Source organism: Streptomyces africanus (assembly GCF_002150735.1).
GTDB lineage: Bacteria > Actinomycetota > Actinomycetes > Streptomycetales > Streptomycetaceae > Streptomyces > Streptomyces africanus.
This window is the reverse complement of the sequence record NZ_MUKA01000070.1, coordinates 1-23,693: the sequence shown is the minus strand read 5'-3', so window position 1 is coordinate 23,693 and position 23,693 is coordinate 1. Positions and strand designations below refer to the sequence as shown.

The window sequence follows — 23,693 nt, the reverse complement described above, 5'->3', positions numbered from 1 at the left end:
GGCTCGCGGCGGCGAGCAGCGCGGTGATGCCGGTGACAAGGCGGCGCAGGTGTCGACGTGGTCCGGCCGTGCTCCCCATGTTCGATCCCCCTGGTGTCGCGGCGGGCCGTGCGCGGGCCTGCCGGTCGGGACGATGGCTGTGGTGGCACTGAGCTGAGCGACGGAAAGAAACAGAAAAGGCTTTCAGAGACGCTAGGACGCGACTCACTACCCGTCAATCCCCTGTCACCAGACGGTTCTTGGCGAATCGCCGAAACCGCTGAAAGCCTCCTGACCGAAAACCTTCGCGCGTAGTGTGTGACACGAGACGAGACAGGAGAACTCTCATGGCAGAGGCCACCGGCCCCGCTCGTTCGCAGCCGGCCACGCTCAGCGATGTCGCCCGGCTGGCGGGTGTGTCGATCGCCACGGCGTCCAAGGCGCTCAACGGCCGCAGCCAGGTGCGGGCGGAGACCAGACAGCGGGTCGTCGAGGCGGCCGAGCGGCTGGCGTTCCGGCCCAACCAGGTGGCCCGGGGCCTGCTGGCGGGGCGGACGGGCACGGTGGGGCTGCTCACCAGCGACCTGGAGGGCCGGTTCAGCATCCCGATACTGATGGGCGCCGAGGACGCCTTCGGAGCGGGCGAGGTCGCGGTGTTCCTGTGCGACGCCCGGGGGGACGCGATCCGCGAACAGCACCATGTCCGCGCGTTGCTGGGCCGCCGGGTCGACGGCCTCATCGTGGTCGGCAGCCGGACCGATCCGCGTCCGTCCCTGGGGCGCGAGCTGCCCGTCCCCGTCGTCTACGCGTACGCGCCGTCGGAGGATCCGGAGGATCTCTCCATCGTCCCGGACAGCGTCGGCGCGGGCCGCCTCGCGGTGGACCATCTGCTGGCTTGCGGCCGTACCCGGATCGCGCACATCACCGGTGATCCCGGGTACGCCGCGGCGCGGGAGCGCGCCGAGGGTGCCCGGGCCGCGCTCGCCGACGCCGGTCTGACGCTGGTCGGCGAGCCGGGGTTCGGGGCGTGGTCGGAGGGCTGGGGGCGGGCGGCCACCGCGATGCTGCTCGACCGGCACCCGGAGGTGGACGCCGTGCTGTGCGGCAGCGACCAGATCGCCCGGGGCGTCATGGACCTGCTGCGCGAGCGCGGTCGGCGGGTGCCGGAGGACGTGGCGGTGATGGGCTTCGACAACTGGCGGGTCCTGACGTCGGCGTCCCGGCCGCCGCTGACCAGTGTCGACATGAACCTCGAACAGGTCGGCCGGGCCGCGGCGCACGCCCTGTTCACGGCGATCGCCGGCACACGGCGGTCGGGAGTCGAGGCCCTGCCCTGCCGGGTGGTGATCAGGGGATCGACGGTGCCGCTGACGTGAGCCGGTGAGCGGTCACGGGGCGAGGGTGACCGTCATGGGGCGGGGGTGACCGGTCACGGGGCGAGCCGGTCGAGCGCGGCCACGACCGGTGCCACGCCGTCCTCCTGGGCCAGCCGGCGTGCCAGGGCCTGGGCCCGGTCGCGGTGGGCGGGGTCGCTCGTGGCGCGGCGCAGGGCGGGGGCGAGGGCCTCGGCGGTGAGGCGGCGCAGCGGGACGGCGGCGGGAGCGGTGCCCAGGGCGACGAGGCGGGCCGCCCAGAACCCGGCGTCGAACTGTACGGGCACCGGCACGGTGGGGACGCCCGCGCGCAGGACGGCGGCGGTGGTGCCGGCCCCGGCGTGGTGGACGACGGCGGCCATGCGGGGAAACAGCGGCGCGTGCGGTACGTCGCCGACCGTGATCACATCGTCGGCGTCGGCGGCGAGGCCCGCCCACCCCTGCTGGATCACGCCGCGCAGTCCCGCCGCCCGCAGGGCGCGCACGATCTCGCCGCTGAGGCGCTCGGGGTCGGGCACGGTGGCGCTGCCCAGCCCGACGAAGACCGGGGCGGGTCCGGCGGCGAGGAACTCCTCCAACTCCCGGGGCAGCGTGCGGGTGTCGTACGGCCACCAGTACCCGGCGATGTCCAGTCCGGGCCGCCAGTCCCGGGGGCGGGGCACCACCAGCTCGCTGAATCCGTGCAGCACGGGCCACCGCGCTCGCTCCTGGGCCCGGCGGAGTGCGGCCGTCCCGGGCAGGGGCATGCCGTGCGAGGTGCGCAGCCGGCGCATGGCGTCGGTGAAGACCCGGTCGACCGCGGTGGTGACGGCCACCCCGCCCAGGCGGTTGCCCACGGCGCCGAGCGAGCGTCCGCCGAGCATGGGCGCGCCGAACTCGCGCGTCGGATGCTGGGGTTGGAGGAACAGTCCCAGACTGGGCAGGGCCAGGCCCTCGGCGATGGCGCGGCCCAGCGGTGCCACGGCACCGGCGGCCAGGACGGCGTCCGCGCCGCGGGCTGCCTGGACCAGGGCGTCGGTCATCTCCTCGGCCGCGGATCGTGCCATCGACGCCGCGCGCAGCAGTTTGCCGAGCCCGGTGGTGCTGGCGTGCAGGCTGCGGCCGCGGTCGGAGTGCGACACGGCGCGCGGGTCGACCGGGGTCGGATGGAACCGCACTCCGGAACCGGCGGCCAGCGGCTCGAACAGGCCGTGGGTGACGAGTGTGACCTCGTGCCCGCTCCGCGCCAGCCCCGCTCCCAGCCCGGTGTACGGCGCGACGTCGCCGCGCGATCCCGCCGTCATGATCACCACGCGCATGGGTCCCAGTGTGGACCGGCCAGGCGGGCGACACGCGGTGTACGTCCTCCGACGTCCGAGAATCGCCGGTGCAGGTGATGCCGGACGGCGGGGCGAACGGGTTGGTGAGCGGGAGGGGGCGGCCGGTGTCCCCGGCGGGACGGGTGCCGGTCGCGCTGCCGGCCGGTGGCCTCAACTGCCGGACGGGGTGGGCGTGTCCGGCCCCGGTTCCGGCACGATCTCCTCCTGGGACGGGCTGTCGCTCGTCGGCTGCGCGGGTGCCGCCGGACGGCGGAACGCCATGGTCAGGCGGTCCGGCTTGACCGTGACCACGGCCTGGGGCCGGGGCGCCGGGGAGGTGAGTTCGAAGGACTGCCAGGTCCGCAGGATGGTCGCGAGGATGATCTGGAGTTCGGCCCAGGCGAAGTTCTCCCCGATGCACTTGCGGCGCCCGTCGCCGAAGGCGAGGAACGAGCCACGGGTGGCCGACACGTTCTCGGGTGTCCAGCGGTCCGGGTCGAAGGCGGCGGGGTCGGCGAACACGTCGGGGTCGTGCTGGTGGAGGTAGGGACTCCAGACCACGTCGGCGCCCTGGGGGACGAGGTGGCCGCCCAGGTCGATGTCGCGGGTGGCGGTCCGGGTCACCAGCCAGGCCGGCCCGTACTTGCGGATGGCCTCCTGCAACACCTGGCGGGCATACGGGAGGTGATCGAGGTCGCCGTAGCGCAAGGGGCGGTCCCCGCAGACGGTGTCGAGTTCCTCGCGCAGCCGCCGCTCGATGCGCGGATGACGGGATATCTCGAACAGCGTCCAGGCCAGTGTGGTTCCGGTGGTCTCGATGGCCCCGGTCAGCAGGGTGATGGCCTCGTCCTGGAGTTGCTGGCGGGTCAGCGGGTCCTCGGCGGTCAGCAGGGTGTCGAAGAGGCCGGTCTGCTGCTCACGGGCTGCCGCCGCGTGCGGGCATCCTGCGGCGTCCGGGGCCGCTTCGGCAGCGGGGGTCGCTTCGGCGCCGGAAGCCGCTTCGGCACCGAGGGCCGTGTCCGTGCCGGATGCCGTTTCGGCGCTGGAGGAAGAGCCGGCCGCCCGGCTCGCGCGGTGGTCGATGGCCTGGTCGATGAGAGCGCGCAGGCGGGCCACGCGCTGGGCGTGCGCCCGGTTGGCGGGCAGCGGCAGCCGGGTGACCCACGGCGGGAGGATGGTCTGCCGGATCGTCCCCTTCATGATCTCCGGCATCAGCGCGGTGAACTCGCCCTCCAGGTGTGCGGGCAGGTCCGCGCCGAACAGGGCGACGAGGAAGGCCGCGAGCGTGACCTCGTTCATGTCCTCGTACACCTCGCGCGGCCGCGCCTCGGGCCACGCGCCGACCATGGCCGCGACCTGCTCGATCATGGCATCACCGCGGCCGGCGATGTGCGCCTTGTTGAACATGGGCTGCATCAGACGCCGGTTGCGCAGGTGGGCGTCGCCGTCCGCGATCGTGGCGAGCCCGTCGCCGAAGAAGACCCGCAGGGCATCGATGATCTTGCCGCCCTTCGCGTAGTGCGCGGCATCGGTCACCAGGACCTTGCGGGTCAGGGCGGGGTCGGTGACGACGTAGGCCGGGGTGGGGCCTATCCGGATGCGCACCACGGGTCCGTGCTCGCGCAGGGAGCTGATGAAGGGCAGGGGGCTGCGAGCGAGTTGAAGGCCGTGACCGAGCAGAGGGAGGGATCCGGGGGCCGTTCGGGTGGGGGACGTCGCGGGAGCGTTCATGACCGGTTTCACTCCTTGTGGGGGCGACAATCGATCGATGCATGCCCACCGCACGGTCGCGGAATCCCTCACTCCGTGATCAGTGCGTCACATCCGGTTCGCACGGCACCGGGTGGGTAGGCGCTTCCCTCTCACAAACCGGAGGCGGACATGGACATCGGTATCGGCCTTCCCAACACGGTTCCCGGGACCGAGGGCCCGGTTCTCGTGGAGTGGGCCCGGCGGGCCGACGAGGCGGGGTTCAGCACGCTCGGGACGATCGGGCGGCTGGTCTACGCCGGGTACGAGGAGCTGGTCGCGCTGAGTGCGGCCGCGGCGGTCACCAGCCGGATCCGGCTGACGACGAGTGTGCTGCTGGGGCCGCTCCACACGAACAGCGCGCTGCTGGCGAAGCAGGCGGCCTCGCTCGACCGGCTCTCCGGGGGGCGGTTCGTCCTCGGTGTGGGCCTGGGCGGGCGTGACGACGACTTCGCCGCGAGCGGTCTGTCCACCGAGGGCAGGGGGCGCCGGCTGGAGGAACAGCTGACGGAGATGAAACGCATCTGGTCGGGCGAGGAGCGGGGGCTCGCCGGTGCGATCGGGCCGGAACCCGTGCGCGAGGGCGGTCCCGAGCTCGTCCTGGGCGGGTCGAGCCCGGTCAGCTTCCGGCGGGTGGCCCGGCTGGCCGACGGCTGGATCATGGGCGGTGGCACGCCGGAGATGTTCGCTCAGGCCTCGGCCGGCGTCGATGCCGCGTGGAAGGAGGCGGGGCGTACCGGCGCGCCGCGCAAGCTGGCGCTGGCGTACTTCGCGCTCGGTCCGGATGCCCGGGCGCACGCGGACGGCTATCTCCAGCACTACTACGCCTTCCTCGGCGACGCCGCCGCGCAGGTCGCGGCGAGTGCCGCGGTGAGTGCGGAGATGGTGAGGTCTTACGCAGACGCGTTCGCCGCGGCCGGCTGTGACGAGCTCATCTTCGTGCCCGCGGCGTCGGGGCTGGAGCAGGTGGGGCTGCTCGCCGAGGCGACCGGCTGAACCATCGGCGCACCGTCGGTCATCCCTCGGCGGTGCCCGGTTCCGGGAGGGTGATTCCGGCCTGCCGGGCGCGGATTTCGGAACGGACGAGTTCCAGGAGGCGGCCCGTCCAGTTCCGGCCACGGCCGCCGTTGTCGCCCCAGTAACCGGAGTCGGAGTCGTCGTAGACGAGTGTCGCGTCCCGCGTGTCCAGGAGGATCCGGGCGAGGGCCGGGTGCCGGGTGTACTTGGCCCTCAGCAGGGCGGTCATGACGGCGGTGCGCGCCTGGTCCCACCCGTCGCGCCGGGGAGCGCCGGCTGCTGTGTTGCGGGCGGCGAACACGGTGTCCGCGTCTCTGATGGCGGCCCGGGCGCCGGGGTCCGTGGTGGACAGGGCCCAGTACGCGTGGGCGACGGAGGGGTAGGTGACGCCGTCGGCCGGGACGGGGGCGGGGAAGTCGTTGCGGAGGGCCTTCGTGCCCGGGTCGTCCGAGGGTGTGCGGGAGTAGCTCTCGTACAGGTGGATCGCGGGGGCGACCGGTGTCGCGGGCCCGTCCGCCGGGACTCGTGCGGGCCGTTCGGCGATCCACTTCGCCCGGTCCTCGAAGTAGGCGATCGCCTCGTCGTACTCCTCCCGCGTGACCGGCTGGCCGGGCGGGGTGCCGTCCAGGTGCTCGCCCGGGCCGGTCACCAGGACCTGGAGCGGCCAGTCCTTGCGGTCCATGTCGCCGAGCGCGTAGTGGCGTCGGGTCTCGGGGATGGCCAGGTAGGCGGCGCGGGCGGCGGCCCGGTTCTCCTCGGTCCGGTCGGCGAGGAACGTGTCGACGGCGGCCAGGCAGCGGTCCGTCGAGTCCGGGCGTCCGTTCAGCTGGTCGATGGTGTCCCGGATCTCGGCCAGCAGGAGCTCGGGCGTGAGCCAGGTGCGCGGCTCGCTGAACCGCCACGCGGCCAGCTCGTGGGCGGACACCCTCGCCCCGTCGGGGAGTTCTGTGGCGACCCACCCGCGGCGCAGCTTCTCCGCGAACTCCTCCAGGGTGACCAGACCCCAGCAGTCGATCAGCCCGTCCGCGTAGACGAACAAGTCGGTCAGGAAGTAGTCGCCGTTGCGGATGAAGGCGTGGCGCCAGGTTCCGGGGACGCGGACGCCGTCCGCCGTGCGGTAGGTGATGCGGTTGCCGATCATCCCGGCATTCTGTCGGAACCGCTGGTCGGCGCAACGTGTTTGCCGCCCGCGCTGCGACGCCCGAAAGCCGGGTCCTCCCCCACCGCCGGGCGGAGGACCCGGTTCCGGCCGGTGGCTCAGGACGACTGGGCGCTCTGGTACAGGTTCTGTGCGTCCGCGCCGAAGTACGGGCCGTACATGGCGTTGGGCAGGAAGTTGTACTTGAAGCTGTTCACCGAGGACTGAAGCCCGGTCCCGGTGGCCTCGTCGAACTGGGTGAACCACGGGCCGCCACTGGAGCCGCCGGTCATGTCGCAGGTCAGACCGTGGTCGCCGGACAGCAGGAAGTCCCGGTAGGTGGTGCCGCTGCAGTAGATGAACTTCTGGCCGTCGTAGGGAGCGGCGGCCGGGAAGCCGAAGGCGTACATGGCCTTGTTGTAGCCGGTGTTGAAGGCCAGGCCCTGGCCGCCGACGACGTCGGTCAGCTTCTTTCCGTCCAGCGGGGCGACCACGGCCGCGCCGATGTCGTAGTTCATGTCCTCACTGGCGGTCCACTGCGGCGTGGAGAGGGTCTTGGACGCCGTCCAGGTGCCGTACGGGGTCTGTCCGTCGTGGTAGCCGGGAGCGAACACCCAGTTGGTGTGCCAGGCCCCCTCCAGTTTCACGCAGTGGCCGGCGGTGATCACGGTGCTCTTGTTCGCGCTGGTGACGGCGTTGCCGGAGCAGGAGGCGGTGCGGCCCTGGTAGGTGAAGAACACCCGCCCGGCGGTCTTGGTCACCGCGCCGCCCCCGGTCCAGGGGCCGCCGCCGTTCGGGATCGCCAGGGGGCCGGGGTCGGCGGCGGGCGTACTGGGTGCCACGACGGTGGCCTTGCCCTTGCGGGGTGCCGAGGCCCGTACGTCGGAGCGGTCGACGGACAGGACGTCGAGCGGGGTGGCCTCGCGCATCCGCTGCGGAGTCCAGAAGGCGAGGGCGCGTTCCCGCGCCGAGGGCGCCACCGACCCCGGGTCGGGCGAGGCGCTCGCCGGTGCGGCGGCGACGCCGGTCGCCAGCAGCGCGGCGACGCCGGCGAGTGCGCCGAGGAGGCTGTGCCGAACGGGGGTGCCGCTGCCGGAGGAGCGAAGACTACGGAGTGTGCCTGTCACGCGGTCTCCTTCTGCTGTGGGGGCCGGGTGGCGGGGCTCATCCACCCGGTCAGGCAGGGGTGTCACTGCGAACCAGAGGGCAGCGTGCCACCGGGAGACCGAATTGGACAGGTGCATGTCATCGAGATGACCGAAACGCCACAGGTTCCCCGCGTCGGGGACACGGATCCGGGCACAAAAGGAACCCGGCCTCCACCGGTGCTGTGGTGGAGGCCGGGTTCCTTTGTGCCCGGGTCCGGGAGAGCGGAGCCCTGGGTGTCAGAGGGGAGTCGGGCCGGTGTCGCCGCCGGGCTGGATGCGGCCGCGCCATGCGCCGGACTCGCCGCCGCGCTTCTCGATGTACTGCTTGAAGCGCTTCATGTCGCCCTTGATCTGACGGTCGATCGCGCCGAGCATGTCCCCGGCCTTTTCCACGGCTCCGCTGGGCTCGACGTCCATCACGAGCTCCACCCGGGTGTGGGTGTCGTCCAGGCGCTGGAAGCGGACACTGCCCTTCTGGTGGGTGTCCCCGCTGGTCGTGCGCCAGGTGACGCGCTCGTCGGGCAGCTGGTCGACGATCTCGGTGTCGAACTCGCGCCGTACGCCGCCGATCTTGGTGGTCCAGTGATTGTGACGGTCGTCGAGCTGCCTTACTTCCTCGACGCCCTCCATGAAGTTCGGGAACTCCTCGAACTGGGTCCACTGGTTGTACGCGGCGTGGACGGGGACGTCGACTTCCACGGTTTCCTTGACGGTGCTCATCCGTATGCCTCCGTTTTCCTGATCGACTGCTGGAGGCCCATCGGCCCACACACAGGTCCGGGCCCGTGGCGGACGAGTACCCGGGATCTTCCGGTTGCCACACGCTTCGGTGGCGCCCCGGAAAGGCACGGTCGGGCGCATCAGACGGCGGGGGCGCCGGCCCTGGCCGTCTCGGAGCGGAAGCCGTGGCCGACCTCGGGAGCCAGGCCGTGGTAGTGGCGGAAGTTGTAGATGAGCGGGCTCCAGACGGCCGGGTCGATGTGATGGGTGCCGGGTACGACGACGCGGTCGGCGGCGTGGACGCGCAGGACCTCGCACTCGACGGTGAAGAAGAGGCCCGCTCCGCCGGGCGTCAGCGCGGCGGCCCGTGCCTCCAGCTGGAGGGCGCACTCGGCGACGCGCGGCGGCTTCACGACATCGGCGGCGACCGGGGTGAGCCCGGCCGCGGCGAACTTGTCCGGCTCGTAGCGGTACAGCGCCCGCTTGGCCTCGGGCACCGGGTCGGCCCCGGTGAGCGGTGCGAGGCGTTCCACGTGCTCCCACAACTCGGGCGAGGCGACGTTGATCACCAGTTCCGGGCGCTCGGCGAGGTTGCGCACGGTCCGGCTCTCGCTGCCGATGCCCAGGACGATGTGCTGTCCCAGGGCCCAGGCGGAGGAGATCGGGGCGAGATTGCAGGTGCCGTCGTCGTTCTCGGTGGTCAGCAGCACGACGGGCGTGCCGAAATAGAGGACGCTCGGCCGGATCACTCGGTGGGTGTCGGTCGTCATGGCCCAGGACGCTACGGGCGGGACGTTTCGACGCGCGTCGAAGTGTCGGCCGGGGACAATCGGCTGGTGACCAGTCCCGACGTCCATGCCGAAGAACCGGATCTCGCCTCGCTCGGGGCGCTGCTGGCCGATTCCACGCGCGCCGCGATCTGCCTCGCCCTGCTCGACGGCCGTGCCTGGACGGCCTCCGAGGTGGCCCGCCTGGCCGGTGTCGCGCCGTCCACGGCGACGAGCCATCTGAACCGGCTGGTGGACGGCGGTCTGCTGGCTCAGGAGCGCCGGGGGCGGCACCGCTATGTGCGTCTGGCGGACTCCGGCATCGCGGAGATGATCGAGGCGCTCGCGGCCCGAGCGCCTCGCCGGCTGGTCCCGGTCCGTTCGCTCACCGCCGCCCGCCGGCACCGCGCCGTCGGCTTCGCCCGTGTCTGCTACGACCATCTCGGCGGCTCCCTCGCCGTGGCGATGACCGATGCCATGACCGCTCGGGAGCTGCTGTCCTGGGAGTCCGGCCCGGCGCTCACCGCGTCCGGCACGGCATGGCTGGCCCGCCTCGGGATCGCGGACGAGGCGGCGGGGGCGGCGGGGCGTCCGCATGTGCGGACCTGCCTGGACTGGACGGAGCAGCGCCCGCACCTGGCGGGCGCGGTCGCCGCGGCCCTGTTCCACCGCGCGCTGGAGGCGTCCTGGCTCGTGCCCGGCGACGGCTCCCGCGTCGTACGGCTGACGGAGCCGGGGCGCGACGCCCTCCGGCGGCACCTGGGTCTGGCGGACGAGGCGCTCAGCACCGGCTGAGCGCCTCTCCGCCCCGGGAGGTCCGGCCGGTCTCAGAACCGGTGTTGCTGCTGCGGCTGCCCGTAGGCCTGGCCGCCGTCACCGCTCGCGCTCTGGGCCTGCAACTGCTCCGCCTGTTCCTTGGTCACCTTCTGTTCCGCACCGCAGAAGGTGCACTGCGTGAGGTACTTCGTGGAGATCGGGAACAGCGGCACGAAGAACAGCGTGAACTTCGTGACGCGCTTCCTGAGCGTGTGCGCGGCGGGGTTGCCGCACTGGCCGCAGACCAGCGTCAGTATCGCCAGCTGGTACAGGTACCCCTTGGTGCCGAAGATGATCACGTGACGGTCCTTCCCGGGTCGGATCTTCCTCCAGTGTCCTGTATCCCGTGCCGGTGCTCAGCTGGAAAGCGCCGTCAGCACCACGGTCCTGGCCTCCTCCTGGACCTGGCGGAGGTGGTCGGGACCGCGGAACGACTCTGCGTAGATCTTGTAGACGTCCTCCGTGCCCGAGGGGCGGGCCGCGAACCACGCGTTGTCGGTGGTCACCTTGATGCCGCCGATGGGCGCGCCGTTGCCGGGGGCCTCGGTGAGCACCGCGGTGACCGCGTCCCCGGCCAGGGTGTCCGCCCTGACCTGGGCCGGGGAGAGCTTGCCGAGCAGGGCCTTCTCCTCGCGGGACGCCGGGGCGTCGATCCGCGCGTACGCCGGTTCGCCGAAGCGGGCGGTGAGTGCGGCGTAGTGCTCCGACGGGGTCTTCCCGGTGACCGCCGTGATCTCGGAGGCGAGCAGCGCCAGGATGATGCCGTCCTTGTCGGTGGTCCACACGGAGCCGTCCCGGCGCAGGAAGGACGCCCCGGCCGACTCCTCCCCGCCGAAGCCGATGGTGCCGCCGACCAGCCCGTCCACGAACCACTTGAACCCGACGGGCACCTCGTTCAGTTCGCGGCCCAGGTCGGCGGCGACCCGGTCGATCATGGCGGAGGACACCAGGGTCTTGCCGACACCGGCGGAGGCGGGCCAGCGGTCGCGGTGGGCGAAGAGGTAGGAGATGGCGACGGCGAGGTAGTGGTTGGGGTTCATCAGGCCCGCGTCGGGGGTGACGATGCCGTGCCGGTCGGCGTCGGCGTCGTTGCCGGTGGCGACGTCGAAGCGGTCGCGCTGCTCGATGAGCGAGGCCATCGCGTACGGCGACGAGCAGTCCATGCGGATCTTGCCGTCCCAGTCCAGCGTCATGAACCGCCAGGTGGGGTCGGTGTGCGGGTTGACCACGGTGAGGTCGAGGCCGTGCTGTTCGGCGATCCGGCCCCAGTAGGCGACGGACGCCCCGCCCAGCGGGTCCGCCCCGATGCGCACGCCGGCCGCGCGGATCGCGTCCAGGTCGAGGACGCCGGGCAGGTCGGTGACATAGGTGCCCAGGAAGTCGTAGCGGCCGGTGGTTGCCGCGGCGAGGGCCCGGGCGTGGGGGATGCGCCGTACGTCCTTCAGGCCGCCGCGGATGATCTCGTTCGCCCGGTCCTGGATCCAGGAGGTCGCGTCGGAGGCGGCGGGGCCGCCGCTGGGCGGGTTGTACTTGAACCCTCCGTCGGCGGGCGGGTTGTGGGACGGGGTGACGACGACACCGTCCGCGAGAGCGGTGGTGCGGCCGCGGTTGTGGGTGAGGATGGCGTGCGACACGGCCGGGGTCGGCGTGTAGCCGTCCGCCTCGTCGATCAGCACCGTCACCTCGTTGGCGGCGAACACCTCCAGCGCGGTGACCCGCGCGGGCTCCGACAGGGCGTGGGTGTCGGCGCCGAGGAACAGCGGGCCGTCGGTGCCCTGGGCCGCGCGGTACTCGCAGATGGCCTGGCTGGTCGCGGCGATGTGGTCGTCGTTGAACGCGCCGGCCAGTGAGGTTCCGCGGTGTCCGGAGGTCCCGAACGTGACGCGCTGCCCGGGGTCGTCCAGGTCGGGATGGAGCGCGTAGTACGCGGTGACCAGCCGAGCGACGTCGACGAGATCTTCGGGACCGGCCGGACTGCCCGCTCGCTCGTGCTGCATGGGCCCGCTCCTCCACATGGGTGTGATCCTTCGCTTGCGCTCTCATCCTTCCTCGTCACAGCCGTGACGCGCGAGAGGGGCACCACTGTGAGTGCCTGATGTGCGCCAGACCACGCGGCGAACCGCCGGAGCGGGCCGTGCGCCACGAGAAGGCGGCGCCGCGTACCACCGGGACACCCGGTGATGCGCCGCGCCGCCTTCCGGCCTGATGGGCGTCCTGCCGGGCGCCCGCGCCTCGGGTCAGATCCGCCCGCCGGTGAGCCGCGTGAGCGGGCCGTAGGTGTGGCGTTCCGCGCGGCGTCCCACCGCGTACGACGCGGCGCTCAGGACGGTCAGCCCGGCCCCGACGCCCGCGGCGACGGCCTTGCGGTGGGCGATCACCGTCCAGGCCGTCTTCGCCGTGGCGGCGACCTGGCCGGAGGCCGCGACGACCGCCTGACGGCCCGCCTCGACGCCCTTGGCCGCGGTCTGCACGGCCGCCGTCGCCGTCTCGGCGGAGCGCTCGGCGCCGGCCTTGACGGCTGACGCCGCGTCATCGGCCTTGGTAGTCGCGCGCTTCGCGGCCCGGGTCGTCGGCTCTGTCGCCTTGTCGGCCGTACGACGGGCCTTGGACTCCGTCGCCCGTATGGTGGTCGGCTTCTGATTCGTGCGCTTGTTCTCTTCGGTCATGGACTCCGACTTGCCTCTGACTCCCGCCGCAAACACGTCCGGTCGCGCACCGTCCGGGCCGGCCAAGGGCTGAGCCCCTCGTCGGAGGGGTAAACGAGCTACAGACAAGACGACGTCAGAACACGAGGGAAGTGCACCATGGCCGGCATCCTGAATCGCATCAAGCAGTTCGCCCGGAGCCCGCAGGGGCGGCGGGCCGTCGAGCAAGCACGGCGGGCCGCCGCCGATCCTCGCAACCGGGCCCAGGCCCAGCGGCTGCTGGGCAAGCTCCGCGGCCGCCGCTGAGCGTCCCGGAAACCAACTCCTCGAACCCACGCGTGTGTTCATGACCGGCATGGGCACTTGGGTCGCACCACACCTGAGAGGAGCTGGTCCGATGGGCAGGGCAGGGAACGGCAGGAAGGTCTGTGCCTTAGGCGTCGCCGGTGTGCTGGCCGGCACGGTGCTGGTCGGCTGCGGCGACGAAGACGGCACGGGTGACGGCGCACGGGGTTCCTCGGCGCAGGGCAACGCACAGGAGCAGGGCACGCAGGCGGTGCGCTCCGCCTACGACAGGACGGCCGAGGAGGACACCGCCAAGGTGAGGCTGCACGTGCGGACCTCGGCGAAGGGCGCGTCGGAGACCGCGAACGGACAGGGCGCCGTGGACCTGGACGACGGTGACAGCGTCATGACGCTCACCGTGCAGGGCCAGCGGATCGAGCAGCGCGTGGTCGACCAGGTGCTGTACCAGAAGATGCCGAAGGGGCAGGCGCCGGGCGGCAAGCCCTGGATCAGGATCGACCTGGGGAAGGTCTCCGCCCGGCAGGGCGCGGGCGACCGGTCCATGAGCGATCCGGCGCAGTCCGCGGCGTACGCGAAAGCGATCACCGACGAGGACGTGACCAGGAAGGGCACGGCCACGATCGACGGCGTCGAGACCACGCGGTACCGCGTCTCCGTCGACGTCGCGAAGCTGCCGGGCGGCGACACGCTGCGGCAGCAGGTCGGCCCGACGCTCCCGATGGACGTGTGGCTCGACGAAGAGGGCCGCATGCGCCGCCAGCAGATCGACATGACCCTCAAGGCCGCACCGGGGTCGACGCAGCGGTCCTCCACCGACGCCTCGTCCTCGCCTCAGAGGGTCACGGTGCGCACGGTCATGGACTTCACCGACTTCGGCACCGAGGTGGAGGCGGACGCGCCCCCGGCCGGACAGGTCACCGACATGACCGGCAAGGCCCTCGAACAGGGCAGGAAGCAGGGCTGACCCGAGCTCACCCCACGCGGTTCGCAGGGCGCGCATGGTCAGGCCCTTAGCCTGCGCAGATGCGCCATCGGGCAAGATGGGGTCATGAGCGTAGTCAAGATCAATGTGCTGACCGTGCCCGCCGAGCAGCGGGAGACGCTGGAGAAGCGGTTCGCTTCCCGCGCGCACACCGTGGACAGCTCCGACGGGTTCGAGTGGTTCGAGCTGCTCCGCCCGGTGGAGGGCACCGACACCTACCTCGTCTACACCCGGTGGCGTGACGAGGAGTCGTTCCAGGCCTGGATGGAAGGGCCGATGAAGGCCGCGCACCAGGGCAGTGGCGAGGGAGGCGAGCGCCCCAAGCCCGCGGCGAGCGACTCGACGCTCTGGTCGTTCGAGGTCGTGCAGCAGGCGGGGCCGAAGAGCTCCTCCTGACCCACAGGTCCCTCTAGCCGTCGCCGTCTTCCGCATCGGGTTCCGCCGCGAGGACGAGGATCGCGATCTGTACGCGGTTCTCCAGTCCGAGCCTGGTCAGGATGCGGTTGACGGTGCTCTTCACGCCGGCTTCGGTGAGGCCGAGTGACCCGGCGATCCGCGCGTTCGGGAGCCCGCGGGCGACCAGTTCCGCGACATCCCGTTCGCGACGGGTGAGCGTGGCCAGCGGGTCGCCCGGGCCGCCGGGCGTCCCGCCGGCCGGTGACGGGCGGGGCCGCACGCCGGACATCAGGGGCGGCGGCAGGTCGGAGAACGCCCGGATCAGCCGCCGTGTGACCGTCGGTGCGAGCATCGCCTCCCCGGCCGCGACCACTCCGATCGCCTCGACCAGCAGTTCCGGCGTGGTGTTCTTCAGCAGGAACCCGCTGGCCCCGGCCCGCAGCGCGGCGTGCACGTACTCGTCGAGGTCGAACGTGGTCAGCACCAGCACGCGCGGACGGGGCCCCTCGTGCGGCCAGCCCTGCAGGATCCGCGCGGTCGCCTCCACGCCGGTCATGCCGGGCATCCGTACGTCCATCAGCACCACGTCGGGGCGCAGTTCGTACGCCGCCTCGACGGCCCGCGCGCCGTCCGCCGCCTCCCCCACCACCTCCACGTCCGTGCGCCGCAGCATCGCCCGCAACGCCGTTCTGACCAACTCCTGGTCGTCCACGGTCAGCACGCGCACCGGCGGCGTCATCGGCCGTCCTCCGGCCGGAACGTGGCCACGACCCGCCAGCCGCCGTCCGGGACCGGTTCCGCGCGGAGCGTGCCGCCGAACAGCGCGGCCCGCTCGCGCATGCCGATCAGCCCGAGCCCGGACCCGGGCATCGGGCGGTGGTCCGGGGCGGGCGCGGCGTTCTCCACCGTGACGGTCAACCGGCCGTCCCGGCAGGCCAGTCCGACGCGTACGGGGACGGCGCCGGCGTGTTTGCGTACGTTGGACAGCGCCTCCTGGACGACGCGGTACGCCGAGACCTGCACGGCGGGCGGCAGCTGAGCGACCGGCCCGGTCACCGTGAGCGTCACCGGGCAGCCCGCCGCCTCGGACTCTCCGGTCAGCCGTTCCAGATGAAGCAGCGAGGGCTGCGGGAGGGGCGCCCCCTCTGCCGTGACCCCCGCCCCTTCAGCGTCGCTCTCCGGCGGCGGGTCCGCGAGCAGGTGGACCAGGCCGCGCATCTCGTCCAGCGCGGTGTCCGCCGCCTTGCTGATCGCCGCCACCCCCTGGCCGGCGGCGCGCGTGTCGTCCGGCAGGACGACGGTGACCGCGTGTGCCTGCAAGGCGATCGCGCTGACGTGGTGCGCCACCAGGTCGTGCAGATCGCGGGCGATCCGGGCCCGTTCGGCCGCCACCGCGCGCCGGGCACTGACCCGCTGCTCGGCGCGGAGCCGTTCGGCCAGGTCACGCAGGCGCGCCGCGTCCGCGTACAGCCGGCGCCGTGACGCGCCCAGCAGCCATACGGCGGCGGCCAGCGCGGCGGCCACCAGGTAGTCGGCGAGGCCGAGCGGGACGGCTGTGCCGGCCGAGGAGAACACGTTCAGCCGGCCGTCCGCCGCCTCCGGGGCGAGCAGCGCCGTGGTGAGCGCGACGGGGGCGAGGAGGCTGCGGGGCGCGGGCGTGTGTCGTGCCACCGAGTAGCAGGCCAGGAACACGGCCTGGGCGTTGTCGCCGGCGGGGTCGAGCAGTTCACCCGTCAGATAGCAGGCCGCCGTGGCGGCCAGCACCGGACCCGGACGCGAACGCCGCCACACCAGAGGCAGACACGAACCGACGAGCAGTGCCACGGCGGCGGCGGACGGGCCGACGCCGTGGGGCAACGGCTGGTGCAGCCGGAGCAGCACCGCGACGCACGTGAGGACGGCCACGACGAGCGCGTCCGCGGGGCGCCCGGCGAGCCTGCGGCGCAGCGCGGCGGCGGACGCCCGCAGGGATCCGGCCCGCACCCGTACGGCCCCTGAGGAACCGCCCGGCTTCCCAACGGACCGTAAGGACCCGTCCGTTGTGTGCCGCCGCCACGAGCCCCCCGACATGCCAGCTCCCCTCTCCCGTCCCCGCTCGCCGCGCGGTGTCCGCTGCCCGGCTCCGCGTCATCGTAGGACCGGCGTTTCCGGAAGACGCAGGTCGCGAAACGAAAGTTGCCCCACCGGCCCCTCCCGGCGGACGACGCCCGCCCAGGGCCCCGCTCCTAGCGTCGGTGGTGCTTGCGCACACAGCGTCCGTACCTCTGGAGGATTCCGTGTCACCGACCCTGTCCCGGCGACCCGCTCAGCCGCGCCGCCGCCGCGTCACCCTGGGGATCGCCGCCGCCCTCGCCTTGGCGGTCGCCGTGCCCCCGGCCGTCATTCAAGCCGTCCCGCGGGTGAGCCCGGGCGACGGTTCCGCCTCGGCCGCCGCACGGCACACACCGTTCCAGCGCGATGCCGACGCCGTACGCGACAGCGGTGCCATCGGCGTCCAGGCCCGGGTGAGCGGTGGCCGGTACGGCCCCGGCACCGTGACGAGCGGCACCGCCGACCTCCGTACGGGCCGTCCCGTGCCCGCCGCCGGCTACTTCCGGATCGCGAGCAACACCAAGACCTTCGTGGCCGCCGTCGTGCTCCAGCTCGTCGGAGAGCGGACGGTGGCGCTGGACGACACCGTCGAGACATGGCTGCCGGGCGTGGTGCGCGGCAACGGCAACGACGGCCGGAAGATCACCCTGCGCCAGCTGCTCCAGCACACCAGCGGCATCCACGACGACTACCCCGGCATCGAGACCGCGAAGGAGTACCGCGAGGTCCGCTTCCACCCGTTCACGCCCGAGCAGCTGGTCGAACGGGCCATGCGGCACCGCCCGGACTTCCGGCCCGGCACGGGCTGGAGCTACTCGAACGTCGGCTACGTCCTGCTCGGCATGGTCATCGAGAAGGCCACCGGCCGCACCTGGCACGACCAGGTGCGCGACCGGCTGCTGAAGCCCCTCGGGCTGCGGCACACCTACTACCCGGGCGACTCCCCCGGCCTCCGGGAGCCGCACGCGCGCGGCTATCAGCGGTTCGCCACCGAACCGAAGCTCGTGGACGTGACCCTGTACCAGGACCCCAACGCCTCCGGCGGCCTCATCGGCACCACGGCCGATCTCAACCAGTTCTTCCGCGACCTGCTCGGCGGCAAGGTCCTGCGGCCCGCGCAGCTCAGGGAGATGAAACGCACGGTCCCGTTGAACGACGCGTTCCAGCTGCCGTACCCGGGCGCGCGGTACGGACTCGGGCTGCTGAAGACCAGACTGCCGTGCGGCGGCTGGTCCTGGGGCCACGGCGGGGACGAGATCGGCTACATGAGCCGCGACGCGGTGAGCGAGGACGGCCGGGTCGCCGTCACCGCCTCGATGTCCACCGGGTGGGCCACCTCCGTCGAGGACACGCTGCGGCAGCACCGGGCGGGGATGCGGCTGGTGGGGAACGCGTTGTGCCGCGAACGGGGGCGAGAGGGGGTTCGCGAAGTCCCGCCTGCGTCGGAGTGATCGGGGTGCTCCCCTGCGGACGGCGGGCGGGCCCGTGCTCAGGTGCGCCAGGAGCGCGAGGGTGCGGCGGTACGGCCGACCGCCGCCGCCAGTTTGCGAAGGCGGCGCCAGTCCAGGCGGGGTGGCGCCTCGGGGACCCCGGGGCGGTTGCGGGGCACCCGGACGCGCAGGGCCCGGCGGGCGATGCGGCAGTGGACGGGGGCGGGCAGGGTGAGTGCCTCGCCGTCGAGGCCGACCTCCAGGTCCGGGGCGTCGGCCTCGACGACCACCTGCTGGGCGGTGAGCACGGTGAGGCCCTCCGGGCGCGGGGCCAGCAGGAGTTCGGCCGCTTCCACGGCGCTGTCGACGCGGACGGCGAGCACGCCCAGCTTTCCGGAGTCGAGCCGCTCGCGCCGGCCGAAGCCGAACGGATCGTCCATGCGGTACGGGTTGTTGCTCACCAGCACGGCCTGCGGGTCCGCGATGGTGGTGCCGTCGGCGCCGGCCGTCAGCCGCGGGCCGCTCTGCCGGGTGAGCAGTTCGGGCAGCCGGTCCAGCGCCGCGCCCACCTTGTCCTCGCGGTAGCCCGGGCTCTGGACGACGGCCCCGTACACGCCGAACGACGCGTTGTTGACGAAGGGACGCCCGGCGGCGAAGCCGAGGTCGACGCGGAGTTCGACGCCGTCGGTGAGGGCGTCGAGGCACGTGGACGGATCGTCGCGGTCCAGGCCCAGGTCCATGGCGAAGTGGTTGCGCGTGCCGGCCGAGATGACGAGGAACGGCAGGCCGTGTTCCGCCGCGACGGCGGCGACCAGAGCCTGTGTGCCGTCGCCGCCCGCGACTCCGAGCAGATCGGCTCCGTCGGCCACGGCGGCCTTGGCGAGGGCGGTGACGTCCTGGTGCTGGTCCGCGTCGAGGAGGACGACCCGGGCGCCCAGCGCCTCGGCCTTCTCCCGGAGGCCGAACTTCGCGACCTTGCCGCCGCCGGAACGGGGGTTGAGCAGGAGGAAGGGGCGTTTCGGCGGCGGCGTGCGGTACTCCTTGACCCGTACCGGCCGCAGGCCCGTGCTGCGCAGGGCGTAGCGGCCGCTCCAGACCGCGAGGCACCACAGCACCAGGGACGCGAAGACCACCCAGAGCAGATTCGCCGTCGCGAAGAGGGTGATGACGGCGACCGGGGCGACGACGGCCAGTGCGGCCGCGCCCGTGCGGGCCGGTCCCCGGCGGGACAGGACCCACCAGAGCGCGGCCGCGGTCAGGGCGAGTCCCGCCAGGCCGGCCGCGAGCAGCAGCAGTCCCTTCAGACCGCCGGTGAGGAGGGGGAGCAACGCCGCCAGCGCCACCGAGGCCAGGGCTCCCCTGGCCGCCCATCTCTGCCGGCGGTGACACCGCTCGCTCATCGCCGATCCCATGTGTTCCTCCGCTCGAAGGCGCGGGCGGACCTTCCAGACCGCGCCCGGCCGTGAAACATGGTGCCCGCCGACGGATCGGCACGGCCACTGCCCTCTGTGATGGCTCCCCCGCCGTCGGGCGCGTCAGACGTGACGGTCTTCCGGGGCGGAGCCATCGGTAGCGTACGCGGCCCCGCGAGCGCGATTCCGCGCACCGGGGCACGTCGGCGCCCGCCCGCGCCGCCGCTGCCGGCAATGGATGCACACTCCCCCTTGACCTTGTGAGTCTCATTACGCAACTCTGCTGCCTGCCACAGTTCCTGTCGACGAGGAGGCCGGCACGCGATGGAGTGGACGGGCGCGCGGTACGCGGACGGACCGACGGTCGAGGTGAGTACATGGATCGCCGCCCCGCCGGAGCGGGTGTGGGCGCTGGTGTCGGACGTGACGCGGATGCCCGAGATGAGCGAGGAGTTGCAGTCGGTGCGGTGGGTCGACGGGGCCACCTCTCCCGTGGTCGGAGCCCGGTTCGTCGGGCGGAACCAGCACGAGGCGTTCGGCGAGTGGGAGACGACCTCCACGGTCGTCGCGTGCGAGCCCGGCCGGGTGTTCTCCTGGGCGGTCGGGGATCCGGACGAACCCAGTGCCGTCTGGCGGTTCGTGCTGGCGCCCGGGAACGGCGGGACCAGGCTGTCGCAGTGGATGCGCATGGGGCCCGGTCGCTCCGGGCTCTCCTTCGCGATCGACGCCATGCCGGAGAAGGAGCAGAAGATCGTGTTCGTGAGGTTGCGGGAGTTCGAGCGCGGCATGACCGCCGCGCTGGAGTGCATTCGGCAGTGGGCGGAGGCCTGATGCGGACGGCGACGACCGTCGAGGCCTCGGGCCTCGGCCCCTGGTCCCGGCAGGCCGACTTCGTCGTCGAGGCCGAGAAGCTGGGGCTCGACATCTGCTGGGTGGCCGAGGCGTGGGGCTCCGACGCCCCGTCCGCCCTGGGCTTCTACGCGGCCCGCACGGAACGGATGCTGCTGGGCTCCGCGGTCATGCAGGTCGGGACGCGCACGCCGGTCGCTCTCGCCCAGACGGCGATCACCCTGTCCAACCTGTCCGGCGGGCGCTTCCTGCTCGGTCTCGGCCCGTCCGGTCCGCAGGTGATGGAGGGCCTGCACGGGGTGCCGTTCGCCCGTCCCCTGGCGCGCGTGCGCGAGACGGTGGAGATCATGCGGCAGGTGCTCGCGGGCGGCAAGATCTCCTACTCCGGCTCGCAGTTCAGGATTCCGCTGCCCGGCGGGGAGGCGGTGCCGATGCGCCTGTCGATGCGGGCCGAGCACGCCGTGCCCGTCTACCTGGCCGCGCTGTCGCCCGCCATGCTGCGGCTGACCGGGCAGATCGCGGACGGCTGGCTCGGCACCAGCTTCGTCCCGGAGGGCGCGGCGGACGCCTATTTCGCCCCGCTGGACGAGGGGCTGGCCGCCGCCGGCCGCGACCGCGCCGGCTTCGACGTCTGCCAGGGCGCCGAGGTCGCGTTCGCCCGGGACGAGGAGGCGCTGGGCGCCATGGTCGCGGGCCGGAAGAAGGAACTCGCCTTCAGCCTGGGTGGCATGGGCTCCGCGTCGGCCAACTTCTACAACCGGGCCTACAGCCGGCAGGGCTGGGCCGAGGTCGCGGCTCAGGTGCGGGAGCGCTGGCAGGCGGGCGACCGGGACGGTGCGGCCGGTCTGGTCACCGACGAGATGGTGCTGGCCACGACGCTCATCGGCACGGAGGAGATGGTGCGGCGGCGGCTGCGCGTCTGGCGGGACGCCGGAGTGGACACGGTCCGTCTCTATCCGGCCGGCGAGACCCTTCAGGACCGGCTCGACACCCTGGGCCGGGCCATCGAGTTGGTCCGTGAGGTCGGCGGCACCGCCTGAACGCGGCAGGCAGGTAGGCTCCCTTGCCGATCATCTGACGACGTGAACAACAGGGGGGCTCCATGCGGGCCATGGGTACCGTGACGGCGACCGCGCTCGCGTGCCTGCTGGCGGGTGCCGCGCTGTCCGGGTGCGGCGCCGGCGGCACCGGCGAGGAGAAGTCCGCGGGCGACATCCTCGACGAGGCCAACGCGACGATGCGGAAGCTGAACTCGGTCACCGTCGACATCACCAACCGCACGACGAGCGGCGGTTCGGTCACCAACCGCCTCGTGACCGACCTCGACAGCCGGTGCAGATCCAGGACCACCTGGTCCGGGGGCGGCACGCTGGAGCAGATCCGGCTCGGCGGGACGGACTACGTCCGGCCGGACCGGGCCTACTTGCGGAAGTGGAAGAACTATCCGGGCCTCACCGGCGAGCAGAACCTGTGGGTGAGGACGCCGGTGGACCCGGCCCGCCGGGGCGGTGACGGTCTCGCCTCCTGCGAACGGCCCTTCGACTCGTTCGGCACGGCACGCAAGGGCGGCTCCACCCGCGTCGAGGGCACGAAGGCCGTCGAGCTGATCGTGACCGACAAGGCGGACAAGAAGGGGACGTACACCTTCTACGTGGCGGCCGAGGGCAAGCCGTATCTGCTCAGGACGGTCTACAAGAGCGCCGCACAGCACACCACCACCTCGTTCAGCGCCTTCGACGAGCCGCTCGACATCCGGGCCCCGAAGGCGGGCGAGGTGCTGAGGGTGCCGGGCGGCCACTGACCCGGCGCCACGGGAGAGCGGGTGAGCGCCGACAGCGCTTTCCGTCGGAATTCGGCAGCAATTGGCCGAGCGGGGCGAATCGGCTCACAAGGGCTTGACGAGGCCGGATGCGCTCGGCCTACTGGAAGGCGCAGCCGGCCGTGTCGGGGGTGTGGTCCGGCTCCGCCCCCTCGGGCCGAATCGTTCCGTCCTCCCCCGCCGAGACACAGGTCAGGGGTCTGATGGTGCGGCGACGATGGGCAGCGGCGGTGGGCCTGGTGGCCTGCCTGCTGTTGCTGCATCTCGTCGTCCCGGGGCTCGCGCCGGGCGGGCGCACGGCGGAGACGGCGGTCACGGCGGCGGTGGACACGGCGGGGCCCGGAGCGACTTGGGACGCCGGGTCCCAAAGGGCCGGCGCCGAAAGGGCGGGAGCCGAAAGGGCGGGAGCCGAAAGGGCGGGCACCGAGGGAGCCGGAGCCGAGGGGGCCGGAGAGCCCTGTCCGTGCGAGGAGGAGCCGTCGGTCCGGCAGCCGGCGGCACGGGCGCCGAGGACGGCGGGAGCGGCCCGGGCGGGCGCCGTGGTGACCGGCGCGTCCGTGGTGGACCGGAGTGCTACGGACGTCCGGGCGGCGGGAACGGGCCGGCGTCCGGGGGTGGCCCCAGCCGCCAAGAACGCCGTTGAGCTGCAGACGTTTCGCTGCTGAGTGACGGCAGTACCGACCAGGGCCTGCGCCGTGCGGCCCGAGTACTGCCTGGTGCCGGTACGCGGTGATGTGCAGGCCTTCGTGTGTCCCCATGCCGATGACACGGGAGGCGGAGTTGCCCGGAAAGCGTGTTCTGATTCTGAAGCCGGACGAACTGAGCCCGTCCGACCAGAAGATGTGGCGGGAGATACGGACGGAGTCCGGTGCCCCGGCGAACCCTTTTCTCGACCCGGGGTTCACCACGGCGGTGGGGCAGGTCAGGCCCGGGGCCAGAGTGGCGGTGTTGCAGGACGACGGTTCCCCGGTCGGGTTCTTCCCGTACGAGAAGGGGCCCCTGGGGCAGGGCCGGGCCATCGGGCTCGGCGTGTCCGACAGCCAGGGGGCCGTGCTGCGCCCCGGGATCCGGCTCGACGCCCGCCGGTTACTGAGGTCCTGCGCGCTGTCGTCCTGGGAGTTCGACAACCTCGAAGCCGGCCAGGGGGTGTTCGTGCCGCACGCCGTCGAGGAACTCGCGTCCCCGGTCGTCGACCTCGTCGAGGGGTTCGAGCGGTACACGCAGCGGCTGCGCGCGAAGTCGCCGGGCTTCCTCAGACAGACCCTGGCCAAGGAGCGCAGGCTGGCCCGGCAGGTCGGCGAGGTGCGGTTCGCGTACGACGCCCGGGACCCGGGCGCCCTGCGGGCTCTGATGGAGTGGAAGTCGGCGCAGTACCGGCGGACCGGCCGGCGCGACCGGTTCGCCCAGGAGTGGATCACCGGGCTGGTGGGGCTGCTCGGCCGGAGCGAGGAACCGGAGTGCCGTGGCGTGCTGTCCGTGCTGTACGCGGCGGACCGGCCCGTGGCCGCGCACTTCGGTCTGCGCTCGCGCACGGTGCTGTCCTGGTGGTTCCCGGCGTACGACCGCGCCTACGCCAAGTACTCCCCCGGCCTCGTGCTCCAGCTGAGGATGCTTCAGGCCGCGGCGGCCGACGGTGTCGAGACGGTCGACCTGGGGAGCGGTCCGGCCCGCTACAAGGAGTCGCTCAAGACCGGCGACCTGCGGGTGTACGAGGGGGTGGTGGTCCGGCCGGTGCCGGGCGGGGCCGCCCACTGGGTG

At 72.7% G+C, this 23,693-nt stretch carries 23 protein-coding genes; 11 read left to right on the top strand and 12 right to left on the bottom strand.

Annotated features, from left to right (window positions below):
- Positions 1 to 326 precede the first annotated feature (326 nt).
- On the top strand, positions 327 to 1,355 hold the full coding sequence (locus CCL05_RS10725; protein WP_086560279.1) for a LacI family DNA-binding transcriptional regulator: 1,029 nt from the start codon (positions 327 to 329) through the stop codon (positions 1,353 to 1,355).
- 53 nt (positions 1,356 to 1,408) lie between these two features.
- Here CCL05_RS10725 and CCL05_RS10720 read toward each other — a convergent pair whose 3' ends face one another.
- Together CCL05_RS10720 and CCL05_RS10715 are read right to left on the bottom strand one after the other, a co-directional pair.
- Positions 1,409 to 2,650, bottom strand: coding sequence for a glycosyltransferase (locus CCL05_RS10720; RefSeq protein WP_086560278.1), 1,242 nt, complete (start codon positions 2,648 to 2,650; stop codon positions 1,409 to 1,411).
- A gap of 171 nt (positions 2,651 to 2,821) precedes the next feature.
- Positions 2,822 to 4,381 carry a cytochrome P450 gene (locus CCL05_RS10715; protein ID WP_086560277.1) on the bottom strand — a complete coding sequence of 520 codons (1,560 nt, stop codon included), beginning with the start codon at positions 4,379 to 4,381 and terminating at the stop codon, positions 2,822 to 2,824.
- Between the two features lie 150 nt (positions 4,382 to 4,531).
- Between CCL05_RS10715 and CCL05_RS10710 the strand changes: the two genes are divergently transcribed.
- On the top strand, positions 4,532 to 5,395 hold the full coding sequence (locus CCL05_RS10710) for an LLM class flavin-dependent oxidoreductase (protein ID WP_086560276.1): 864 nt from the start codon (positions 4,532 to 4,534) through the stop codon (positions 5,393 to 5,395).
- 19 nt (positions 5,396 to 5,414) lie between these two features.
- Here the strand turns inward: CCL05_RS10710 and CCL05_RS10705 are convergent, their stop codons facing one another.
- The 4 genes from CCL05_RS10705 to CCL05_RS10690 form a co-directional block, all read right to left on the bottom strand.
- The gene (locus CCL05_RS10705) at positions 5,415 to 6,557 is read right to left on the bottom strand and encodes an NADAR family protein (protein ID WP_086560275.1); all 1,143 of its coding nucleotides are present in this window, start codon (positions 6,555 to 6,557) and stop codon (positions 5,415 to 5,417) included.
- A 116-nt stretch (positions 6,558 to 6,673) separates the two neighbouring features.
- A complete protein-coding gene (locus CCL05_RS10700) occupies positions 6,674 to 7,681 on the bottom strand; it encodes a trypsin-like serine peptidase (RefSeq protein WP_086560274.1) in 1,008 nt (335 codons plus the stop codon).
- A gap of 258 nt (positions 7,682 to 7,939) precedes the next feature.
- Positions 7,940 to 8,422, bottom strand: a complete 483-nt coding sequence (locus CCL05_RS10695) for an SRPBCC family protein (protein ID WP_086560273.1) — start codon at positions 8,420 to 8,422, stop codon at positions 7,940 to 7,942.
- A 140-nt stretch (positions 8,423 to 8,562) separates the two neighbouring features.
- On the bottom strand, positions 8,563 to 9,192 hold the full coding sequence (locus CCL05_RS10690) for a flavin reductase family protein (protein WP_086560272.1): 630 nt from the start codon (positions 9,190 to 9,192) through the stop codon (positions 8,563 to 8,565).
- Positions 9,193 to 9,258: 66 nt separating this feature from the next.
- Between CCL05_RS10690 and CCL05_RS10685 the strand changes: the two genes are divergently transcribed.
- Positions 9,259 to 9,984 carry an ArsR/SmtB family transcription factor gene (locus tag CCL05_RS10685; RefSeq protein ID WP_086560284.1) on the top strand — a complete coding sequence of 242 codons (726 nt, stop codon included), beginning with the start codon at positions 9,259 to 9,261 and terminating at the stop codon, positions 9,982 to 9,984.
- Between the two features lie 32 nt (positions 9,985 to 10,016).
- Here CCL05_RS10685 and CCL05_RS10680 read toward each other — a convergent pair whose 3' ends face one another.
- The 3 genes from CCL05_RS10680 to CCL05_RS10670 all read right to left on the bottom strand — a co-directional run bounded on the left by CCL05_RS10680 (position 10,017) and on the right by CCL05_RS10670 (position 12,671).
- Positions 10,017 to 10,304 carry a zinc-ribbon domain-containing protein gene (locus CCL05_RS10680; protein ID WP_086560271.1) on the bottom strand — a complete coding sequence of 96 codons (288 nt, stop codon included), beginning with the start codon at positions 10,302 to 10,304 and terminating at the stop codon, positions 10,017 to 10,019.
- Positions 10,305 to 10,361: 57 nt separating this feature from the next.
- The gene (gene pgm, locus CCL05_RS10675; RefSeq protein WP_086560270.1) at positions 10,362 to 12,002 is read right to left on the bottom strand and encodes a phosphoglucomutase (alpha-D-glucose-1,6-bisphosphate-dependent); all 1,641 of its coding nucleotides are present in this window, start codon (positions 12,000 to 12,002) and stop codon (positions 10,362 to 10,364) included.
- 240 nt (positions 12,003 to 12,242) lie between these two features.
- A complete protein-coding gene (locus CCL05_RS10670) occupies positions 12,243 to 12,671 on the bottom strand; it encodes a hypothetical protein (protein ID WP_086560269.1) in 429 nt (142 codons plus the stop codon).
- 138 nt (positions 12,672 to 12,809) lie between these two features.
- Between CCL05_RS10670 and CCL05_RS45170 the strand changes: the two genes are divergently transcribed.
- The 3 genes from CCL05_RS45170 (at position 12,810) to CCL05_RS10660 (ending at position 14,334) form a co-directional block, all read left to right on the top strand.
- A complete protein-coding gene (locus CCL05_RS45170; protein WP_167409541.1) occupies positions 12,810 to 12,956 on the top strand; it encodes a hypothetical protein in 147 nt (48 codons plus the stop codon).
- 91 nt (positions 12,957 to 13,047) lie between these two features.
- Positions 13,048 to 13,920 (top strand): SCO4651 family lipoprotein, encoded by an 873-nt coding sequence (locus CCL05_RS10665; protein ID WP_086560268.1) that lies wholly within the window; start codon positions 13,048 to 13,050, stop codon positions 13,918 to 13,920.
- A gap of 84 nt (positions 13,921 to 14,004) precedes the next feature.
- Positions 14,005 to 14,334, top strand: a complete 330-nt coding sequence (locus CCL05_RS10660) for an antibiotic biosynthesis monooxygenase family protein (protein WP_086560267.1) — start codon at positions 14,005 to 14,007, stop codon at positions 14,332 to 14,334.
- A gap of 13 nt (positions 14,335 to 14,347) precedes the next feature.
- On the opposite strand, the gene CCL05_RS10655 is transcribed toward CCL05_RS10660, so the two are convergent.
- Together CCL05_RS10655 and CCL05_RS10650 are read right to left on the bottom strand one after the other, a co-directional pair.
- Positions 14,348 to 15,073: a response regulator gene (locus CCL05_RS10655; protein WP_167409540.1), complete on the bottom strand. Its 726-nt coding sequence runs from the start codon at positions 15,071 to 15,073 to the stop codon at positions 14,348 to 14,350.
- A complete protein-coding gene (locus CCL05_RS10650; RefSeq protein ID WP_143589867.1) occupies positions 15,070 to 16,317 on the bottom strand; it encodes a sensor histidine kinase in 1,248 nt (415 codons plus the stop codon). Before CCL05_RS10650 ends, CCL05_RS10655 begins: the two co-directional genes overlap by 4 nt.
- A 293-nt stretch (positions 16,318 to 16,610) precedes the next feature.
- Between CCL05_RS10650 and CCL05_RS10645 the strand changes: the two genes are divergently transcribed.
- Complete coding sequence (locus CCL05_RS10645) at positions 16,611 to 17,876, top strand: serine hydrolase domain-containing protein (protein WP_086560265.1); 1,266 nt, start codon at positions 16,611 to 16,613, stop codon at positions 17,874 to 17,876.
- Between the two features lie 38 nt (positions 17,877 to 17,914).
- Here the strand turns inward: CCL05_RS10645 and CCL05_RS10640 are convergent, their stop codons facing one another.
- On the bottom strand, positions 17,915 to 19,267 hold the full coding sequence (locus CCL05_RS10640) for a diacylglycerol/lipid kinase family protein (protein WP_086560264.1): 1,353 nt from the start codon (positions 19,265 to 19,267) through the stop codon (positions 17,915 to 17,917).
- A 324-nt stretch (positions 19,268 to 19,591) separates the two neighbouring features.
- Here CCL05_RS10640 and CCL05_RS10635 point away from each other — a divergent pair, with 324 nt between their 5' ends.
- The 4 genes from CCL05_RS10635 to CCL05_RS10615 all read left to right on the top strand — a co-directional run.
- Complete coding sequence (locus CCL05_RS10635) at positions 19,592 to 20,098, top strand: SRPBCC family protein (protein ID WP_086560263.1); 507 nt, start codon at positions 19,592 to 19,594, stop codon at positions 20,096 to 20,098.
- Entirely contained in the window at positions 20,098 to 21,156 is a 1,059-nt protein-coding gene (locus CCL05_RS10630) for an LLM class flavin-dependent oxidoreductase (RefSeq protein WP_086560282.1), read from the top strand. Before CCL05_RS10635 ends, CCL05_RS10630 begins: the two co-directional genes overlap by 1 nt.
- A 71-nt stretch (positions 21,157 to 21,227) precedes the next feature.
- Positions 21,228 to 21,917: a hypothetical protein gene (locus CCL05_RS10625; RefSeq protein ID WP_086560281.1), complete on the top strand. Its 690-nt coding sequence runs from the start codon at positions 21,228 to 21,230 to the stop codon at positions 21,915 to 21,917.
- A 780-nt stretch (positions 21,918 to 22,697) separates the two neighbouring features.
- Positions 22,698 to 23,693 (top strand): GNAT family N-acetyltransferase (locus tag CCL05_RS10615; protein ID WP_208641450.1); only part of this gene is annotated, 996 nt, incomplete at its 3' end.

Excerpts from the sequence above, each read along its gene's own strand:
- CCL05_RS10725 (WP_086560279.1), top strand. The coding sequence starts at position 327 with ATGGCAGAGGCCACCGGCCCCGCTCGTTCGCAGCCGGCCACGCTCAGC.
- CCL05_RS10720 (WP_086560278.1), bottom strand. The coding sequence starts at position 2,650 with ATGCGCGTGGTGATCATGACGGCGGGATCGCGCGGCGACGTCGCGCCG.
- CCL05_RS10715 (WP_086560277.1), bottom strand. The coding sequence starts at position 4,381 with ATGAACGCTCCCGCGACGTCCCCCACCCGAACGGCCCCCGGATCCCTC.
- CCL05_RS10710 (WP_086560276.1), top strand. The coding sequence starts at position 4,532 with ATGGACATCGGTATCGGCCTTCCCAACACGGTTCCCGGGACCGAGGGC.
- CCL05_RS10705 (WP_086560275.1), bottom strand. The coding sequence starts at position 6,557 with ATGATCGGCAACCGCATCACCTACCGCACGGCGGACGGCGTCCGCGTC.
- CCL05_RS10695 (WP_086560273.1), bottom strand. The coding sequence starts at position 8,422 with ATGAGCACCGTCAAGGAAACCGTGGAAGTCGACGTCCCCGTCCACGCC.
- CCL05_RS10690 (WP_086560272.1), bottom strand. The coding sequence starts at position 9,192 with ATGACGACCGACACCCACCGAGTGATCCGGCCGAGCGTCCTCTATTTC.
- pgm (WP_086560270.1), bottom strand. The coding sequence starts at position 12,002 with ATGCAGCACGAGCGAGCGGGCAGTCCGGCCGGTCCCGAAGATCTCGTC.
- CCL05_RS10670 (WP_086560269.1), bottom strand. The coding sequence starts at position 12,671 with ATGACCGAAGAGAACAAGCGCACGAATCAGAAGCCGACCACCATACGG.
- CCL05_RS45170 (WP_167409541.1), top strand. The coding sequence starts at position 12,810 with ATGGCCGGCATCCTGAATCGCATCAAGCAGTTCGCCCGGAGCCCGCAG.
- CCL05_RS10665 (WP_086560268.1), top strand. The coding sequence starts at position 13,048 with ATGGGCAGGGCAGGGAACGGCAGGAAGGTCTGTGCCTTAGGCGTCGCC.
- CCL05_RS10660 (WP_086560267.1), top strand. The coding sequence starts at position 14,005 with ATGAGCGTAGTCAAGATCAATGTGCTGACCGTGCCCGCCGAGCAGCGG.
- CCL05_RS10655 (WP_167409540.1), bottom strand. The coding sequence starts at position 15,073 with ATGACGCCGCCGGTGCGCGTGCTGACCGTGGACGACCAGGAGTTGGTC.
- CCL05_RS10640 (WP_086560264.1), bottom strand. The coding sequence starts at position 19,267 with ATGGGATCGGCGATGAGCGAGCGGTGTCACCGCCGGCAGAGATGGGCG.
- CCL05_RS10635 (WP_086560263.1), top strand. The coding sequence starts at position 19,592 with ATGGAGTGGACGGGCGCGCGGTACGCGGACGGACCGACGGTCGAGGTG.
- CCL05_RS10630 (WP_086560282.1), top strand. The coding sequence starts at position 20,098 with ATGCGGACGGCGACGACCGTCGAGGCCTCGGGCCTCGGCCCCTGGTCC.
- CCL05_RS10625 (WP_086560281.1), top strand. The coding sequence starts at position 21,228 with ATGGGTACCGTGACGGCGACCGCGCTCGCGTGCCTGCTGGCGGGTGCC.